Origin of the sequence: Pseudalkalibacillus hwajinpoensis, from assembly GCF_039851965.1 — a bacterium.
GTDB classification, from domain to species: Bacteria; Bacillota; Bacilli; order Bacillales; family Guptibacillaceae; genus Guptibacillus; species Guptibacillus hwajinpoensis_E.
In genome coordinates this window covers 805,785-821,061 of record NZ_CP156674.1, presented here as the reverse complement: position 1 = coordinate 821,061, position 15,277 = coordinate 805,785, and the positions used below count along the sequence as shown (strand labels likewise).

Below are 15,277 nucleotides of genomic sequence, written 5' to 3'. Positions count from 1 at the left end.
ACACCACCCCTATGAAGTAGTGAGTGGTACAAAGGTTGGGGTAATGATGAGGGATTCAGGTGGGGTATCGAAAATAGAAGAGCATGTAATTGTTTCCGTATCTCCGACAAGAAGAACCGAAGAACTTGCAACAGCCGTTATGGTAATATTGCCTACTGATAAACCCCTGTTAATTACTGTATAATTCATGATGGATCAGTCCTTTTTGGTAAATTCTTTAGAAATGCTTCCATACCATTCACAATATCGCGTCTAAGTTTAGTGACAACTTCCCTTGAAAGCTCCTCGAGCGGTACATCAGGTGTTCGGGAATTTTGCTGACTAACGTAGTAATTAATCCTCTGGTCTAACTGTTTTTGAATGTCATTTAAAATAAAGTGTCGATAGGGATCATCAAGGGGATAATTATATGTTTTCTCGAGTTCTCCCAGCTGCTTAATAGCATCATTTTTCATATAGGAATGAATATTCTGTTGAATCGACTGAATGGCTTCAGGTGGGACGTGGTTTGTGTTCAGCCCATTGTTTCCATTAACAGTAAAATCGTCAAGCATCTCTGCGCCGCCGTTTGGTGTAAGACCAATATTCAGGGTACCATCAAGGCGTTCTATCTTAAGTTGGTCGAACTTGTATTCAATTTTTTCGATATTCGTTTTAGGTGTTTTAGAGAGTTCATCATTAGTCGTTTTTAACTCATCAACCATATTTTCAAGCATTTTGATCCGATGGTTTTGTTGTTCAATGCTCTGTTGCATCTGCTGAAGAATGGCGTATATGTTATCTTGTGGATACATTGACAATCAACTCCCGTATCAAAATGTATGCTTTAGTGTATGCGGGAGGATAAAATAGGTGTTTGCCCGGTTAGACGTTCGCAATGACATTTTGGTCTGCGACGTCACTATCATTTACGCTAGTTACACTGTATGAGCTACTCACGTTTAGACCATTACCGGTATTAAAAGAAGCAGCACCAGCGAATGTCCGGATGTTACTAAGCGGCGAAACAATAAACACATCACCGACGTGAAATACACCACTACTACCTACTGTGTTCACCTTGATTGCTCCTACGAGCGCCGGCATATCTTCACATCCTTTTTAAGGTATTTCTAATATTACTGTATGCGGAACAATAGCGGATGTTCGGGTCTTAAAGGTATGGTAAAATATCGTTGTAAGGTAGGTGTGAAAAATGAATGAAGTGAGTAAATTGAATATACAACTCGTAACAACGATAAAAGCATGGGATCCTTTATCTATAGGAGAAGATGATTACGATACGGAAGCTGCTGATGTTGTGCAGCTCGTTCATCAAACTGATGACCTCACACATCTCTCAAAGGGCATCCAAGAAATATATTATTTTTCCTTTTTAGAAACGATTCCGTTACCAATGTGCAAGGAAATGGCTGAGAAGCTTCTTATAATGAAAAACAATGCTTCATGCGAACTTTAATCTAAACAGACCTCGCCAGGGTCTGTTTTTTTATGCGTAATTTTCCATTTTAATATCTATATTCTTACTGGCTTTATAGAGCACAATAATTCTTGTAATGAAAACAGTAAGGAGGATAGGAGAAGTGGGAGGAACTAGATCATGGAAATGGCAAACCGAAAACGTTCAACAAGAGTTAATTGCATCATTTTAATAATGAAGAACAATGCCTTTTTTAATAACAGATGCACTGGTGAATAAGAAATGAAACTTTGTGAAAAATAGGGGAGTCAAAATTGAAATAGAAAGGTAGTGATTAAATGAAGTGGATCATGAGTGTAATGATGATTGCTGTACTTTTCGTCACTTCTTCACCACAAGTTTTCGCAGCACAACAAAGTAATGTTGCTAACGTGAGAGTTGTGCATGCTTCACCTGATGCGCCTTCTGTAGACATTTATGTGGATGGTAAACCTGCTTTTAAAGGTGCTTCCTTCAAAGATGTAACGGACTATGAGGGCTTAGCACCTGGTGAGAAAAAGGTGCAGGTTTTTCCATCTTCAGCGAACGGAAAAGGGAAACCTGTTTTGGAGCAGAAATTAACTGTTGCAGCTGGTAAAGATTACACGGTGGCAGCGATTGGAAAGCTTGCGAACCTTTCATTACTTGCTTTAGAAGATCAAAAAGGATCAGGTGATAATGCCAATATCAGGGCAGTGCACGCTTCACCTGATGCCCCACCAGTTGATATTGCAGTTAAAGATGGGGATGCGTTAATTAAAAATTTGGCGTTTACTCAAAGTTCAGATTATCAGGAGGTTGCTCCAGGTTCTTATAACCTTGAAGTAAGACCAACTGGTAGTGAGGAGAGCGTTCTCGATCTACCTAATTTACCGGTAGAGGGTGGCGTCAATTACACTGCATTTGCTATTGGTTTCCTTGAAGGTGATCCAGCATTAAATGTGATTCTACTCAAAGATGGTAAATAAACAAACATGAATCCGCAGCAAGTGGCTGCGGATGTTTTTATTTAAGAAGGGCAATACTGTAATCATTTCGATAAAGGAGATAAATAAATGCATACAAAACATACTGTTCGATACATTTGTGAACGTTATCCAAGTGGGAATTGCTATTACTTTAAACAGGAATTAATTACACACGATTCATGGCAAAACCCACAGTCAATTGAGTGGTCAGCTAGAAGGCCAATCACTGAACGTACCTTTCATCAAAAAGAGAAAGAAGGCTATAAAACAATAAGCACATTTATACAAAAAAATCCTGCTGTCGTCCTTCATTTCTCTGGAGGTGCAGGTCCTGGTTTATCTCTCATTTAAGGAAGGAATGGATCAGATAGGAGGGATTTTTATGAAAACGATTTATCATGTTCAAAGCGGTAAAAGTGAAAAATGGGAAGTAAAGAAGGAGGGGCAGATCATGCGACGAAATCATTTGATAAGAAAGAAGAAGCCTATCAATTTGGTAGAGTGATTTGTGATAACAATCGACCATCAGAGTTGATTGTGCACCAGTTAGATGGGGAGATTGAAGATAAGAGCGTTTATAATAGCTGAGTAATTCCTACTAGATCGTACATATTTTCTAGCTTTTGAATAAGTATAGTACTAACCACTATCCTGATGAAAGAAGGGAACAGGAATGGAATTCATTAGTCCAACAGCTGGAAAAGTAACGGTCGATCAGGTAACTCGGCTTATTGAGACCTACACAAAGGAAGATCCTAAGGCAACGTACCGCATCGTTATTGGTACTGATTCGCAAACAAGTCGAAAAACGACGCAGTTTGTTACAGCGTTGATTATTCACCGTGTTGGAAAAGGTGCAAGAATTTTTTATAGAAAAGTGAAACATAAACCGATCCATGAGCTCAGGCATCGTATTTATAAGGAGACAGAAATGAGTCTTGAGCTAATGGAGTCGCTAAAAGATGAGGGATTCTCAAGTCTGCTTGAAGAATGGCCGATCGAAATTCATCTTGATGTTGGCAAGCAGGGAGAAACGCGTAAAATTATTCAAGAAGTCGTGGGCTGGGTTACCTCGGTCGGTTATATTGCGCGAATCAAGCCGGACTCTTATGGGGCAAGCAGCGTAGCCGATCGTTATACAAAATCAATTAGCTAAACTGGATGGAAGTACAAGTTTAGTTTTTTATGAAACCTACTTCGCCTTTAGAGAACAGAGAACTTTAATGGCGTAGATGAAGTGATAGTCCCTCAAGAGGTTACCCAGAATGCACAGGAAATGCATGGAATGACGGAATAAATGATTGAGAGCGCAGTATTACGCAGTGCTCTTTTTTTAATGGGATGCAGCTAACTTAATACTGGAAAAATGTGAGCATAACCGTTAACATTAGCTTTACTAGTTGTCTTTGAAAGGAGTGGGGCTAATGTCTACTAAACCTCTAGTATATGATCAACTTAACCGACCGCTCCGGGACTTACGTATTTCTGTGACAGATCGGTGTAATTTTCGCTGCCGTTATTGCATGCCTGAAGAAACGTTCGGTCCTGATTACGAGTTCCTTCCGAAAACAAGTCTCCTTCAATTTGAGGAAATAACACGCCTTGCACGTCTCTTTGTCAATTTGGGTGTGGAGAAGATTCGCCTAACAGGCGGCGAACCACTACTTAGAAGAGATCTCGATGTTCTTGTTGGTATGCTTTCAAAAATAGATGGCCTTGAGGATATAGCGCTTACAACGAATGCATCGCTGTTAAAAAAGCATGCGGTTAAACTAAAAAATGCTGGATTAACAAGAGTGAACGTAAGTCTTGATGCCATTCATGATGACACGTTTGGAAAGATGAATGGGAGAGGAACGAAAATCAAGCCTGTCTTAGACGGAATTCAAGCCGCTTCGGATGCTGGACTTGATGTAAAAATCAATATGGTCGTTCAAAATGGAATAAACGATCATGAAGTTATTCCGATGGCTAAGTACTTCCGTCATAGTGGACACATTGTCAGGTTTATTGAATACATGGATGTTGGGAATTCGAATGGGTGGAAATTTGATCATGTAATGAGCAAACGCGACATTATTGACCGTATTTCTGAAATTTACCCACTTGACTCCGTTGATCCTGCTTACTATGGAGAAGTAGCCAGTCGCTACCAGTTCCGTGATGGTGGTGGAGAAATTGGAGTCATTTCATCTGTCAGCGATTCGTTTTGCTCAAGCTGCACGAGAGCGAGACTTTCCGCAGATGGGGCTTTATATACATGCCTATTTGCTTCACGTGGAACAAGCCTGCGTAATCCAATGCGTAATGGTGCAACGGATCAAGAGCTACAAAAGATGCTGACAGATCTCTGGAATGGTCGTCATGACCGCTATTCGGATGAACGTACTGAAGAGACTGTGGCTAACCGTGAAAAAATTGAAATGTCGTTCATTGGTGGTTAACGATGGAGAAAGAATTGAAACGTCATACTACAGAACGAACGGTGATTAGCTATCAGGAAGGCCAGTTTAGTGAGAAAGAAGATGTCATTGCGCTTGAAAAACCGCTGACGATTCGCATTAACCAAATAGAGTTTGCGACGGTTGTATGTACCCCGGATCACTTAGAAGATATGGTAATCGGTTTTCTTGCTTCAGAAGGCGTCATCCGTTCTTATCGTGATATAGAGGAAATGCTTTTCAATAAGAATCAGGGAATAGTGAATGTCAAAGCATCAATCAACATGTCACTGACCTCTGAAACGTATACACGGCGTGTTATTAGCTCGTGCTGTGGAAAAAGCAGGCACTTTTATTTAGAAAGTGATTCACGAACGGCGAGGACAATTATGAATGCACCAACGCTAACCGCTGCCGAATGTTTATCTAATATGATGGCGCTACAGGAGCAATCGACCACATTCAAATCGACAGGAGGCGTTCATAATGCGGCTATTTTTAGAAATGGCGAAATGATCGCTTCTAGAACAGATATTGGAAGGCATAACGCTCTCGATAAATTATACGGATATGCGTTAAAGAATCACATTCACCCTTCGGTTTTGAGCGTTGCTTTTAGTGGACGAATTTCCTCAGAGGTAGTGCTGAAGCTTTCGAAAATGGGGATTGGTATTCTTCTGTCGAAGTCTGCTCCGACCGATCTTGCCCTTCAATTAGCAGAAGATCTTGAGATTACAACGGTAGGATTTATTCGAAGAGGAAGTTTTAATATTTATACGAAGTCAGAACGAATTATTCTTTAAGGCATTAACACCTCCGATTTCGGAGGTGTTTTTATTTTCTCATTGCGTTTTTAATTTCGTATGTTCTTACAAGAAGTCGTTCATACTACTGAACATACAGGCTTTATGGAAGGGCGGGAGGATAATGGGGTGGACAATTGCATTACTTTTCTGGGCGGCTGGTGTGGTAATTGTCGCAAGTCCACGATATTTGTTTCACCGTTTAGAAGCGATAAAATCGGAATCGGTCGATCATGCGAAAGCTTCAGAAGCGGTTGATAAGGAAGAAAGTATTTTTTTCTTTATTGAAGCAAAGGCGCTGGATGCCATACCTTGGTGGATTGTGACTGTTACATGTGTAACGATCGGCCTTTTTCTAATCGCCTTTGGTGTCATAGCTCTTGTTTTTTCATACTAAAATGAAACTTTATTGCACGTTTATTCGTCTCTATTAGGTGATGCTTTCATTAGAGAGTTTCTTCAATGGCCTAACATGGTAATGGGGGTTGGCTAAAACGATTGAAACGTCGTTCGTTTGACCTACCTCATTTAGTGGTAAAGAGAGAAGAATAAATAACGTTTTAGTTAGGAAGATGTAAGGGGTGGGAGACACATGGGTTTAGAGAGGGAAGGTGCTTCAGTCTGGCGCTATTATTTCCTATTAGTAGGAATGCTGTGTTTGAAAACGTATCTTGTGTATCGTTTTGTGTTTTCATTGACGATTCGAGGTGCTGGAGAAGAAACACTCTTAATTATTAATTCAATTGGTTCAATTTTACTGCTGTTAGGGATAGGTCTTTTTCGGAAGAAGTCAAAACCAGGCCTGATGCTAACAGTTTATTTTTTGTTGTCTATTCTTTTATACGGTGACGTCCTTTATTATCGGTTCTACATAGACTTTATTACAGTTCCGGTTTTATTTCAGTTTGGAAATGTTGGTGGGTTGAGCCAAAGTACGGTCGAGTTGTTAAATGTATACGATCCACTACTGGTCCTGGATTCTTTGGTACTATTTTGGTTGATGAAGAGGTGGAAATTGAAACCAGTCTCATTATCGCCGGTACGAAAGAAAAAGATATCAATTGGAGCAGTTGGGGTCTTTGTGGCAACTGCAGCTATTGCGCTTGCAATGAGTCCAATGCTATTCGAAAAATCTTATGATAGAGAGCTTTTTGTCAAATCACTGGGTGCCTATACGTATCACATTTATGATATTGGGTTTAATTCCTTTACATCCATCACGAGCGTGTTCGCAGATGATACGGATATATCAGACATTCAAAAATTCGTAGAGAAGAAGAAGGTTGAAGCTTCCTCGTATGAAGGCGTGGCTGAAGGTAAAAATGTTATCATTATATCTCTTGAATCTACTCAAGCCTTTATGCTAAACGAAAGCATTGACGGGAAACCAGCAATGCCCTTTCTCAATGATCTAAAAGAGGACAGCTTCTATTTCCCAAACTTTTATCATCAAACAGCACAGGGGAAAACATCTGATGCTGAGTTTATGATTGATAATAGTCTTTATCCTTTATCAGGTGGATCGGTTTTTGTGAGAAAGCCAGAAAATGAATTCTTTTCTTTACCTGAAGCATTAAAAGCTGAGGACTACACGACAACTTCATTCCACGGAAATGATCGTGAATTCTGGAATCGTGCCGAGATGTATGAAACGCTAGGTTATGATCGCTTTTATTCCAAAAAGGATTATGATGTGAGTGAAGAAAACTCCATTAACTATGGACTGAAAGATATCCCATTTTTTGAGCAGTCGATACCATATCTTAAAGAACTGAAGCAGCCATTTTCAGCAAAATTCCTCACACTTACGAACCACTTCCCTTACCTATTAGAGGAAGAAGACACGATGATGCCCCTTCCTGAAACGGAGGAAGAAGTGGTGAATCGCTATTTCGCAACGGTGCGTTATGAAGATGAAGCGATTAAACGATTTTTTGAAGATTTGAAGTCGGCTGGGCTCTATGAGGATTCCATCTTTGTGCTCTATGGTGATCATTATGGCTTATCAGAAACGTATAATACAGCACTTGGGGAGTATTTTGGAGAAGAAATCGGAGCGGTCGAACATGTTATGCTACAAAAGGTCCCCCTTATCATTCACATACCCGGACAGGAAGGAAAAGAGTTTGATACGGTTGGTGGACAAGTAGACCTTAAGCCGACTATTCTAGAGTTACTAGGAGTTGAAGAGAACCCAAGCCTAAACTTCGGAACCAGTCTTCTTTCAACGAAACGACAGGAGCTTGTTATTTTTAGAGATGGCAGTTTTGTAACCAATAATTTAATTTATACTGAAAACACCTGTTATAATAAGGAAACTGGTAAGAAAACAAATCGGAATAAATGCGGTCGCTATTTTGGACAGGTCCAGGATGAACTTGACTATTCAGACAAAGTTATTTATGGAGACCTTCTCCGTTTTGTCGAGTAGCTTGAGTGTTCTTTTTCTGATAAATCATGGTACGATTAAACGGACTTTTGAGAAAAGGAATGAGCGAGATGGACTTAAAAAGGCTTCAAATTTTAACAGAAGTTGTGCGAGAATATAAAACGGCGATTCATATGGATCAGAAAAAGGAAGATGTAGGGAGAGAAGTTCTTGATATCGTAATGAATTCCCAGGATCTTGTATTATATGGCCATGTAAAGAGGGCAAAAGAGATTGATGCATTCCCGGGTGAAGCGATTAAGCACCTTGATCAGGCAACAGCTTACCTTCATGAAAAAATTGATGAACAGATAAAGCACTCCTAAAAGGGAGTGCTTTTTATATGAGCTATTTTAATGTGAATAATAGGAATAGTTTGTGTTTTTCGTATGTGTGTTATAACGGTTGCAAAAGCCTGCTATATAGTGATATGTTTTTACTGTTTACTAGATTAAAGGGGAGTGGAATGAATGACTAATTTCGTAAAGCTGGCTCCTGTATTTTTAATGGGGCTGGTTGTTTTTGTGATATCGGCTTGTTCGAACGGGGGAAACGAATCGAATGAGGCTGCAGATAAAGAAGCATCGAAATGGGAGCAAATCCAGAAAGAAGGGAAGCTCGTTGTCGCAACTTCAGGAACACTCTATCCAACTTCGTATTACGAAGAAGGATCAGACAAAGTTACCGGTTATGAAGTAGAGGTTGTACGGGAAATGGCAAACAGACTTGACCTTGAGGTCGAATTTGAAGAAATGGGCTTTGATGGCATGCTGTCGAGCATCAACTCTGGAAAAGTTGATCTTGCAGCAAATGACATTACTATTACAGAGGAAAGACAGAAGAAGTTTGCGTTCTCTGAACCTGTTAAGTATTCATATGGTACTGCGATCGTAAGAAAAGATGATCTTTCTGGAATTGAGTCACTTGATGACTTGGAAGGAAAAATCGCTGCTGGTGCTTCTACGACCATTTATATGGAAGTAGCCCGTGAAAACGGAGCTGAAGAAAAAATTTATGATAATGCAACGAATGAACAATACCTACGTGATGTGTCTGTAGGGCGTACGGATATTATCTTAAACGATTACTACCTCCAAACACTTGCACTTGCGGCATTTCCAGACTTGAATATTACGATTCACCCGGACATTAAGTACTATCCAAATGATCAGGCAATCGTAATAAAGAAGGATAGTGGTGAGCTTGAGGAGAAAGTGAATGCAACATTGAAAGAAATGAAAGAAGACGGAACACTCAAAGATCTATCCGAGCAGTTCTTTAATGGAGCGGACGTCTCTGTAAAACCTGATATTGATATTGAAGAATAGGCGGGAGTTGTAACGAGTGGATGAAATTCAGTGGGAATATCTATTTGATGCAGGACTTGCGTTAAAGTCATTCCCGTATGTCATTCAGGGACTCGGTCTGACACTTCTCATCTCGTTTGTTGGCATGATTATCGGTCTATTCATGGGACTGTTTCTTGCTCTCGGTAGAATGTCTAAATGGAAGGCATTACGCTGGCCTGCACGAATCTATATTTCATTTATGAGAGGTACGCCGATCCTTGTGTTTCTGTATATCCTTTATTTTGGACTACCTGTTGTAGGCATCGAATTCTCAGCACTGACTTCAGCATTAATTGGGTTTAGCTTAAATAGCGCAGCTTACATTGCTGAGATTCAGCGCTCTGCCCTTTCTTCGGTTGAGAAGGGACAGTGGGAGGCATCTACTGCGCTAGGCATGTCGTATTGGTTGACGATGAGAGAGGTGGTCCTACCGCAGGCAACGCGTATTGCGATCCCGCCTCTTTCCAATGTGATGCTGGATTTAATCAAAGCATCTTCACTTGCAGCAGTCATAACCGTTCCAGAACTGCTTCACCATGCGAAAATTGTAGGTGGGCGTGAATTCGATTTTATGACCATGTACATTCTAGTCGCTTTTATTTACTGGGCTGTGTGCGTGTGTGTATCCTTCTTCCAGGAACGTCTTGAAAAACGATATTATTACTTTCATTAATCCCTGATCAGATCAGGGGTTTTTTTGCGTTATCGGTTTTGATGTTTGTATAAAAAAACGAAATAATCCCATAATCTTCATAGTGATTTTAATGAATGATATAATTTATGATACGATCAACAAAGACGAATTGTTATAAGAAAGGAGTTCATCATCTGCATGAAAAAAATGGTTAGCTTATTAATGCTGGTTGCTGTTCTTCTTCTTGCTGCTTGTTCCAACAGTAATGCTGAGAACAATAACGAAGAAGCTATATCAGAGGAATCTGCTTCCGCCGATCAAACGCAAGAAGAACTGGAAGCAATGAAAGTAGAAGAAGATAAGGTTGTCGCTACTGTAAATGAAACAGAAATTAAAGGGAAAGATTATAATTCAATGCTGGTTCAAACCCAGCTTCGCTATACGATGAGTGGAGAAGATCCTTCAGATTCGGAAGTTGCGAGTTCGATTGAAAAAGAAGTGATGGACAATTTAATAGGCCAGGAGCTATTACTTCAAAAAGCAAAAGAGGAAGGGTTCTCAGCTTCAGAAAAAGAAGTTGAAACCGAGCTCGAACAAATAAAAGCCCAGTTTGACGGGGAAGATCAATTACAGGAAGCCCTTAAAGCACAGGGTCTGACTCTGGAGCAGCTGGAGAGCCAGTATGAGGATATTGTTGTGGTTGATAAGTATGTCAACGAGAAAGTTGGTACACCGGATGTAACGGAAGAAGAAATGAAAGCATTCTACGAAGAACAGTTTACGAAGGATGCAGAAAACCCGCCCTCATACGATGAAATGAAAGATCGCATTAAAGATTATCTTGTCGAAACGAAAACGCAAAAAAAAGTACAGGAAATTAAGGATGAGTTGAAGAAAGAAGCCGATATCGAAACGTTACTGTAGGTCAGCACTGCTGGCCTTTTTTCTATTCGGCTTACAGATAAAGGGGGACAGTGATAATGGACAGAAAGATCGAGGAAATCAGTACATACGTGAAGAGTAAGTTGGAAAAGGAAGGAAGCGGGCACGACTGGCATCATATTGAGCGGGTTGTAAAGCACGCACGGCAAGTGGCGACTGCTGAAGGGGCAAACCTGTTTGTGTGTGAAGTTGCCGCACTTGTTCACGATCTTGCTGACGATAAAATAGTTGCTTCGGAAGCTGAAGGTTTAGAAGAAGTGAAGGAACTACTTAAAGACCTAGAACCATCTGATCGGGAACATATCATGGAAATCATTACAACAATCTCCTTCAAAGGTGGGAACAGACCACCTGTTACCACCCTTGAAGCAAAAGTTGTTCAGGATGCCGACCGTCTGGATGCATTAGGGGCAATTGGTGTCGCTCGAACGTTCGTTTATGCAGGCTCTAAGGGAGATTTAATATATGATCCTTCTATTAAACCGCGTGACAAAATGACGGTCTCCTCTTATCGCAATGAGCAATCGACAGCCATCAACCATTTTTATGAAAAGTTGTTAACGCTGAAGAATTTAATGAACACTAGAAAAGGAATTGAACTAGCGAATCAGCGCCATCAATTTATGGTAATGTTTCTGGAACAATTCCAGGATGAATGGGATGGGATAAAATAAGTCATTGGGTACATCTAGGTATAGAGTGTATATTCAACGAGATCTAGCACAAACTGATAGAAGTAAAGCTAGAAAGGATGTGATGGATTGTGGATGCGATGAGAGCAAAACAAATCATGTCGATGAAGGATGAAATTCAGGTGCTTCATAATGGTGTGCCAGTGTGGTTAACCGCAGTTAATGAGCAAAAAGAAACGGCTCGTATTTATAAAACCGATCATCCCGAAGAAGAACAGGATGTTTCTCTGTACAATTTAATCGAACAATAATGAAAAGAGTCAGGATTCATTCCTGATTCTTTCTTTTACGTTATGGGGTAAGATGATTACAATAGAGAAGACTCATCTAAGCTAGGGGGGAATTTGTACATGTATCAGATTTATCCAATGACAAGAGAAGCAGCAAGGGAAATTCAGAAGTGGGTATATGAGAAACCTTATTCGTTGTATTGTTTTTCGGGAGATGACGAAGAATTAGACGAGCTTATGAGCGGGTCTTATGTTTCAGTTTGGAATGACAATCATCTAGTCGGGTACTTTTGCTTTGGAGAACCAGCTAAAGTACCAGCAGGTATAAAGGAAGGGGTATACGAAGAGAATCATATTGATATTGGATTGGGTATGCACCCGACTGAAACTGGTAAAGGAAAAGGTCTTACATTTCTTCAAGCGGGATTGGATTATGCTATTCGGGCTCACCTGGCCAGTTCTTTTCGCTTAACGGTTGCTTCATTTAATCAACGCGCTCGGAAGGTTTATGAACGAGAGGGTTTTGGTTACATTCAATCATTTGTGAATCATACAGGTGAAAGACCGATACCTTTCGATGTCATGGTAAAAATGAATTGATTTAATTAGTGGAGTATTTTCGAACTGTAATCAATGGATTAAACCTGAAGAAAAAGGGAATAAGAGTATTACATAAGTAAACACAGGAGGACGGGCAATAGAAAAGATCCAGCGAAAAACTTGTCTATTCTTTGCTACTTCTGCCATAGTATTGGAAGTTTAGTCGAATACGTTTTGATTCTTTCAATAATTGGGCATAATGGTTATGTATTGGCATGGGGAGGAATGAGACATGTATGATGCAATAGAAAAAAAACGAAAAGAAATGTTTGATATTGCTGGACGTTATGGGTTTGCATCAGAGAGAACCATTCGCTGTAGTCAAGAGCTGGATCGATTATTAAATGCCTTAATACAATCTAATCATTCTAAGGAACGAGTTTTGTGAAACTACAATCTACTTATTTTCTTCCTGTTTGTTTAAGTGAAGGAGGAAACCTATATGGAACTGGATTTAAAAGCAATTCTGCCGAAAGAGTTGTTTGATTGGATAGAGGACCATCCAAAGCGAAATCAGCTTATTGAATCAATCCAAGGAGAAATTTTTCAATCTGTTGTTCATTTCCGTGAATGGAATGATTCGAATTATGATGGAAATGAGGACTGGCTTCAATATGCACTTCGGAATGAAGAATTGTGGAAAGAAGAAATTGATCCTCTAAACGAATGTGAGAGCCGTTAGTTTCCTAATGGCTTTTTTTTTGTTGTTTTCCGTAGGTTTATGTAGATGAAAAAGCAGGAATTAGCTTATGAAAGAGAGAAGTGATAATGATAATACGGTCAGAGTTTTCAAAAACATGCAGTGGGAGGGGAAAATGGTAAATTACTCAGATAGCATTCTTATTGAAAAAAACCAACTAACTAAATTACACAGAGATTTTGAGAAATTCCAATCGCTGTTTACCCATTTTCCTGACATCATGTATTCTCTCAATCTTTCTGGATTTATCACGGATGTAAACGAATACGGTAAAAAGTATTTCCTTACTGAGCATATATCGAACATAATAAATCAACATTATACAGCATTTATTATTACTTCAGAACAAGATCGAGTATCAAAATCATTTCGTCTTACGATAGAGGGTCATGTGACTCAACTTCAAACAACTTTCGTTAATCGTTCAGGTGAACAGTTTGAAGTTGAATTAATCAATATTCCATTCTTCATCGAGGATGAAGTAAAAGGTATTTATAGTCTTGTTAGGGATCTTTCAAAGGAACATGGAACAGTTCTTGCGTTACGCGAAAGTGAGGGAAAGTACCGCTTAATAGCAGAGCATACCTCGGAACTAATCACCCTCGTTAATGTTGAGAGAGATGTTGTAACGTATGCTTCGCCTTCACATAGAACTATATTGGGTCATTTCCCTTCATATTACACTGGAAGCTCGATACAAAAAGATGTTCATCCAGAGGATCAACGTGCAGCTCACTTATTGTATAACAGGACAGATAATTCTTATCCGGCAGTAGTTGAGTATAGACGAAAACACGCCAATTGTACTTGGATTACGCTTGAAGATCGGGCAAAGCTCATTCCATATGGGATTAATGGAGAGCGGATGATCGTTGTTGTTTCAAGAGATATTACAGAAAAGAAACATGCTGAGAAAGAATTACAGCAGACCATTAAACAGCTTAAAGATTTAAAATATGCACTTGATGAAAGTGCCCTTGTGTCTGTAACGGATATGGAGGGTATTATCACTTCTGTGAATGAGAAATTTTGTGAAATTACAGGGTATGAAAAAAATGATTTAATTGGAGAGGACCATATTATTCTTAATTCAGGATACCACCCACCATCTTTTTTTGATGAAATGTGGAGTGTCATTCGTTCTGGATCGGTCTGGAAGGGTGAGATTAATAACTTTACAAAACAGGGCGATACGTTCTGGGTAGATACGACAGTCGTACCTTTTTTAGATGACAAAGGGGTGCCGTATCAGTATGTATATATCAGAAATGATATTACTGATCGAAAGCGTGCTGAAGAACTCTTGCGAACATCTGATAAGTTATCAGTGATTGGGGAACTTGCTGCAGGAGTAGCTCATGAAATTAGAAATCCATTAACTTCTCTAAAAGGGTTTACTCAGATCTTGAAATCAAGGCATACGTGTGATAGTGATCAGGAATTTATTAAAATCATGTTGGCGGAATTGGATCGAATCAATATGATTGTCAATGAGTTTATGGTTCTGGCAAGACCTCAGGCAGTGAATTTCGAACAAACGAACATTCACTATTTAATAACGAACGTGCTAACCTTGATCGAAACACAGGCCATTTTAAATAATGTTCAAATTTATACGAGAGTGATAGATAATCTACCTGAAATTTCATGTAGTGAAAATCAAATAAAACAGGTGTTAATTAATGTGATCAAGAATGCAATTGAAGCGATGCCTGAAGGTGGGGAAGTGGTCCTCTCAGTCTACATACGTCATGGAGAGTTGATGATCGAAATTCGTGATAATGGATCGGGTATACCTGAACATGAACTTGCTCATCTAGGTGAGCCCTTTTATACAACCAAGGAAAAAGGAAATGGACTCGGATTAATGATTTGTCGCCGTATTGTTCAAAACCATAAGGGGGAATTTTTGATTGACAGTCGGGAAGAGGAAGGAACTGTCGTAACGATCAGGCTCCCGATCGAGTAAAGTGATGGAAAGCGCTGATGAAGCGCTTTTTTTATTGGACATGGATCGTAATTATGCTTTAC

22 protein-coding genes are annotated in these 15,277 nt (G+C 39.6%); 19 read left to right on the top strand and 3 right to left on the bottom strand.

Going from position 1 to position 15,277, the window contains the following annotated elements:
- Positions 1–9 precede the first annotated feature (9 nt).
- The 3 genes from ABFG93_RS04200 to ABFG93_RS04190 form a co-directional block, all read right to left on the bottom strand.
- Positions 10–189: a spore gernimation protein GerPD gene (locus ABFG93_RS04200; protein ID WP_347550902.1), complete on the bottom strand. Its 180-nt coding sequence runs from the start codon at positions 187–189 to the stop codon at positions 10–12.
- The gene (gerPC, locus tag ABFG93_RS04195; RefSeq protein WP_347550901.1) at positions 186–794 is read right to left on the bottom strand and encodes a spore germination protein GerPC; all 609 of its coding nucleotides are present in this window, start codon (positions 792–794) and stop codon (positions 186–188) included. Before gerPC ends, ABFG93_RS04200 begins: the two co-directional genes overlap by 4 nt.
- Positions 795–864: 70 nt before the next feature.
- Positions 865–1,086, bottom strand: coding sequence for a spore germination protein (locus tag ABFG93_RS04190; protein ID WP_347550899.1), 222 nt, complete (start codon positions 1,084–1,086; stop codon positions 865–867).
- 109 nt (positions 1,087–1,195) lie between these two features.
- Between ABFG93_RS04190 and ABFG93_RS04185 the strand changes: the two genes are divergently transcribed.
- The 19 genes from ABFG93_RS04185 to ABFG93_RS04095 all read left to right on the top strand — a co-directional run bounded on the left by ABFG93_RS04185 (position 1,196) and on the right by ABFG93_RS04095 (position 15,215).
- Entirely contained in the window at positions 1,196–1,459 is a 264-nt protein-coding gene (locus tag ABFG93_RS04185; RefSeq protein ID WP_347550897.1) for a DUF1871 family protein, read from the top strand.
- Positions 1,460–1,758: 299 nt separating this feature from the next.
- Positions 1,759–2,427 (top strand): DUF4397 domain-containing protein, encoded by a 669-nt coding sequence (locus tag ABFG93_RS04180; RefSeq protein ID WP_347550895.1) that lies wholly within the window; start codon positions 1,759–1,761, stop codon positions 2,425–2,427.
- Between the two features lie 87 nt (positions 2,428–2,514).
- Positions 2,515–2,778, top strand: a complete 264-nt coding sequence (locus ABFG93_RS04175) for a hypothetical protein (RefSeq protein WP_347550893.1) — start codon at positions 2,515–2,517, stop codon at positions 2,776–2,778.
- A 72-nt stretch (positions 2,779–2,850) separates the two neighbouring features.
- Positions 2,851–3,015, top strand: a complete 165-nt coding sequence (locus tag ABFG93_RS04170; protein ID WP_347550891.1) for a DUF2188 domain-containing protein — start codon at positions 2,851–2,853, stop codon at positions 3,013–3,015.
- 85 nt (positions 3,016–3,100) lie between these two features.
- Positions 3,101–3,583, top strand: a complete 483-nt coding sequence (locus ABFG93_RS04165) for a ribonuclease H-like YkuK family protein (RefSeq protein WP_347550890.1) — start codon at positions 3,101–3,103, stop codon at positions 3,581–3,583.
- Between the two features lie 268 nt (positions 3,584–3,851).
- Entirely contained in the window at positions 3,852–4,871 is a 1,020-nt protein-coding gene (gene moaA, locus ABFG93_RS04160) for a GTP 3',8-cyclase MoaA (protein WP_347550888.1), read from the top strand.
- 2 nt (positions 4,872–4,873) lie between these two features.
- Complete coding sequence (gene fdhD / locus ABFG93_RS04155; RefSeq protein WP_347550886.1) at positions 4,874–5,671, top strand: formate dehydrogenase accessory sulfurtransferase FdhD; 798 nt, start codon at positions 4,874–4,876, stop codon at positions 5,669–5,671.
- Positions 5,672–5,795: 124 nt separating this feature from the next.
- Positions 5,796–6,068 (top strand): hypothetical protein, encoded by a 273-nt coding sequence (locus ABFG93_RS04150; protein WP_347550885.1) that lies wholly within the window; start codon positions 5,796–5,798, stop codon positions 6,066–6,068.
- 195 nt (positions 6,069–6,263) lie between these two features.
- Positions 6,264–8,102 carry an LTA synthase family protein gene (locus tag ABFG93_RS04145; protein ID WP_347550883.1) on the top strand — a complete coding sequence of 613 codons (1,839 nt, stop codon included), beginning with the start codon at positions 6,264–6,266 and terminating at the stop codon, positions 8,100–8,102.
- A gap of 68 nt (positions 8,103–8,170) precedes the next feature.
- The gene (locus ABFG93_RS04140) at positions 8,171–8,425 is read left to right on the top strand and encodes a hypothetical protein (RefSeq protein ID WP_347550882.1); all 255 of its coding nucleotides are present in this window, start codon (positions 8,171–8,173) and stop codon (positions 8,423–8,425) included.
- A 144-nt stretch (positions 8,426–8,569) separates the two neighbouring features.
- A complete protein-coding gene (locus ABFG93_RS04135) occupies positions 8,570–9,427 on the top strand; it encodes a transporter substrate-binding domain-containing protein (RefSeq protein ID WP_347550880.1) in 858 nt (285 codons plus the stop codon).
- A 16-nt stretch (positions 9,428–9,443) separates the two neighbouring features.
- Positions 9,444–10,121: an amino acid ABC transporter permease gene (locus ABFG93_RS04130; protein ID WP_347550878.1), complete on the top strand. Its 678-nt coding sequence runs from the start codon at positions 9,444–9,446 to the stop codon at positions 10,119–10,121.
- 159 nt (positions 10,122–10,280) lie between these two features.
- Positions 10,281–11,006, top strand: a complete 726-nt coding sequence (locus ABFG93_RS04125) for a peptidylprolyl isomerase (RefSeq protein ID WP_347550876.1) — start codon at positions 10,281–10,283, stop codon at positions 11,004–11,006.
- Between the two features lie 56 nt (positions 11,007–11,062).
- Complete coding sequence (locus ABFG93_RS04120) at positions 11,063–11,698, top strand: HD domain-containing protein (RefSeq protein WP_347550874.1); 636 nt, start codon at positions 11,063–11,065, stop codon at positions 11,696–11,698.
- A gap of 98 nt (positions 11,699–11,796) precedes the next feature.
- On the top strand, positions 11,797–11,967 hold the full coding sequence (locus ABFG93_RS04115; protein WP_347552753.1) for an H-type small acid-soluble spore protein: 171 nt from the start codon (positions 11,797–11,799) through the stop codon (positions 11,965–11,967).
- 99 nt (positions 11,968–12,066) lie between these two features.
- Positions 12,067–12,546, top strand: a complete 480-nt coding sequence (locus ABFG93_RS04110; protein ID WP_347550872.1) for a GNAT family N-acetyltransferase — start codon at positions 12,067–12,069, stop codon at positions 12,544–12,546.
- 232 nt (positions 12,547–12,778) lie between these two features.
- The gene (locus ABFG93_RS04105; RefSeq protein WP_347550870.1) at positions 12,779–12,934 is read left to right on the top strand and encodes an aspartyl-phosphate phosphatase Spo0E family protein; all 156 of its coding nucleotides are present in this window, start codon (positions 12,779–12,781) and stop codon (positions 12,932–12,934) included.
- Between the two features lie 54 nt (positions 12,935–12,988).
- Complete coding sequence (locus ABFG93_RS04100) at positions 12,989–13,228, top strand: hypothetical protein (RefSeq protein ID WP_347550869.1); 240 nt, start codon at positions 12,989–12,991, stop codon at positions 13,226–13,228.
- Between the two features lie 67 nt (positions 13,229–13,295).
- Positions 13,296–15,215, top strand: coding sequence for a PAS domain S-box protein (locus tag ABFG93_RS04095; RefSeq protein WP_347550867.1), 1,920 nt, complete (start codon positions 13,296–13,298; stop codon positions 15,213–15,215).
- Positions 15,216–15,277: the final 62 nt, after the last annotated feature.

Bases quoted from the DNA above. Each gene is read 5' to 3' on its own strand.
- ABFG93_RS04200 (WP_347550902.1), bottom strand. From the start codon at position 189: ATGAATTATACAGTAATTAACAGGGGTTTATCAGTAGGCAATATTACC.
- gerPC (WP_347550901.1), bottom strand. From the start codon at position 794: ATGTATCCACAAGATAACATATACGCCATTCTTCAGCAGATGCAACAG.
- ABFG93_RS04190 (WP_347550899.1), bottom strand. From the start codon at position 1,086: ATGCCGGCGCTCGTAGGAGCAATCAAGGTGAACACAGTAGGTAGTAGT.
- ABFG93_RS04185 (WP_347550897.1), top strand. From the start codon at position 1,196: ATGAATGAAGTGAGTAAATTGAATATACAACTCGTAACAACGATAAAA.
- ABFG93_RS04180 (WP_347550895.1), top strand. From the start codon at position 1,759: ATGAAGTGGATCATGAGTGTAATGATGATTGCTGTACTTTTCGTCACT.
- ABFG93_RS04175 (WP_347550893.1), top strand. From the start codon at position 2,515: ATGCATACAAAACATACTGTTCGATACATTTGTGAACGTTATCCAAGT.
- ABFG93_RS04170 (WP_347550891.1), top strand. From the start codon at position 2,851: ATGGGAAGTAAAGAAGGAGGGGCAGATCATGCGACGAAATCATTTGAT.
- ABFG93_RS04165 (WP_347550890.1), top strand. From the start codon at position 3,101: ATGGAATTCATTAGTCCAACAGCTGGAAAAGTAACGGTCGATCAGGTA.
- moaA (WP_347550888.1), top strand. From the start codon at position 3,852: ATGTCTACTAAACCTCTAGTATATGATCAACTTAACCGACCGCTCCGG.
- fdhD (WP_347550886.1), top strand. From the start codon at position 4,874: ATGGAGAAAGAATTGAAACGTCATACTACAGAACGAACGGTGATTAGC.
- ABFG93_RS04150 (WP_347550885.1), top strand. From the start codon at position 5,796: ATGGGGTGGACAATTGCATTACTTTTCTGGGCGGCTGGTGTGGTAATT.
- ABFG93_RS04145 (WP_347550883.1), top strand. From the start codon at position 6,264: ATGGGTTTAGAGAGGGAAGGTGCTTCAGTCTGGCGCTATTATTTCCTA.
- ABFG93_RS04140 (WP_347550882.1), top strand. From the start codon at position 8,171: ATGGACTTAAAAAGGCTTCAAATTTTAACAGAAGTTGTGCGAGAATAT.
- ABFG93_RS04135 (WP_347550880.1), top strand. From the start codon at position 8,570: ATGACTAATTTCGTAAAGCTGGCTCCTGTATTTTTAATGGGGCTGGTT.
- ABFG93_RS04125 (WP_347550876.1), top strand. From the start codon at position 10,281: ATGAAAAAAATGGTTAGCTTATTAATGCTGGTTGCTGTTCTTCTTCTT.
- ABFG93_RS04120 (WP_347550874.1), top strand. From the start codon at position 11,063: ATGGACAGAAAGATCGAGGAAATCAGTACATACGTGAAGAGTAAGTTG.
- ABFG93_RS04115 (WP_347552753.1), top strand. From the start codon at position 11,797: ATGAGAGCAAAACAAATCATGTCGATGAAGGATGAAATTCAGGTGCTT.
- ABFG93_RS04110 (WP_347550872.1), top strand. From the start codon at position 12,067: ATGTATCAGATTTATCCAATGACAAGAGAAGCAGCAAGGGAAATTCAG.
- ABFG93_RS04105 (WP_347550870.1), top strand. From the start codon at position 12,779: ATGTATGATGCAATAGAAAAAAAACGAAAAGAAATGTTTGATATTGCT.
- ABFG93_RS04100 (WP_347550869.1), top strand. From the start codon at position 12,989: ATGGAACTGGATTTAAAAGCAATTCTGCCGAAAGAGTTGTTTGATTGG.
- ABFG93_RS04095 (WP_347550867.1), top strand. From the start codon at position 13,296: ATGAAAGAGAGAAGTGATAATGATAATACGGTCAGAGTTTTCAAAAAC.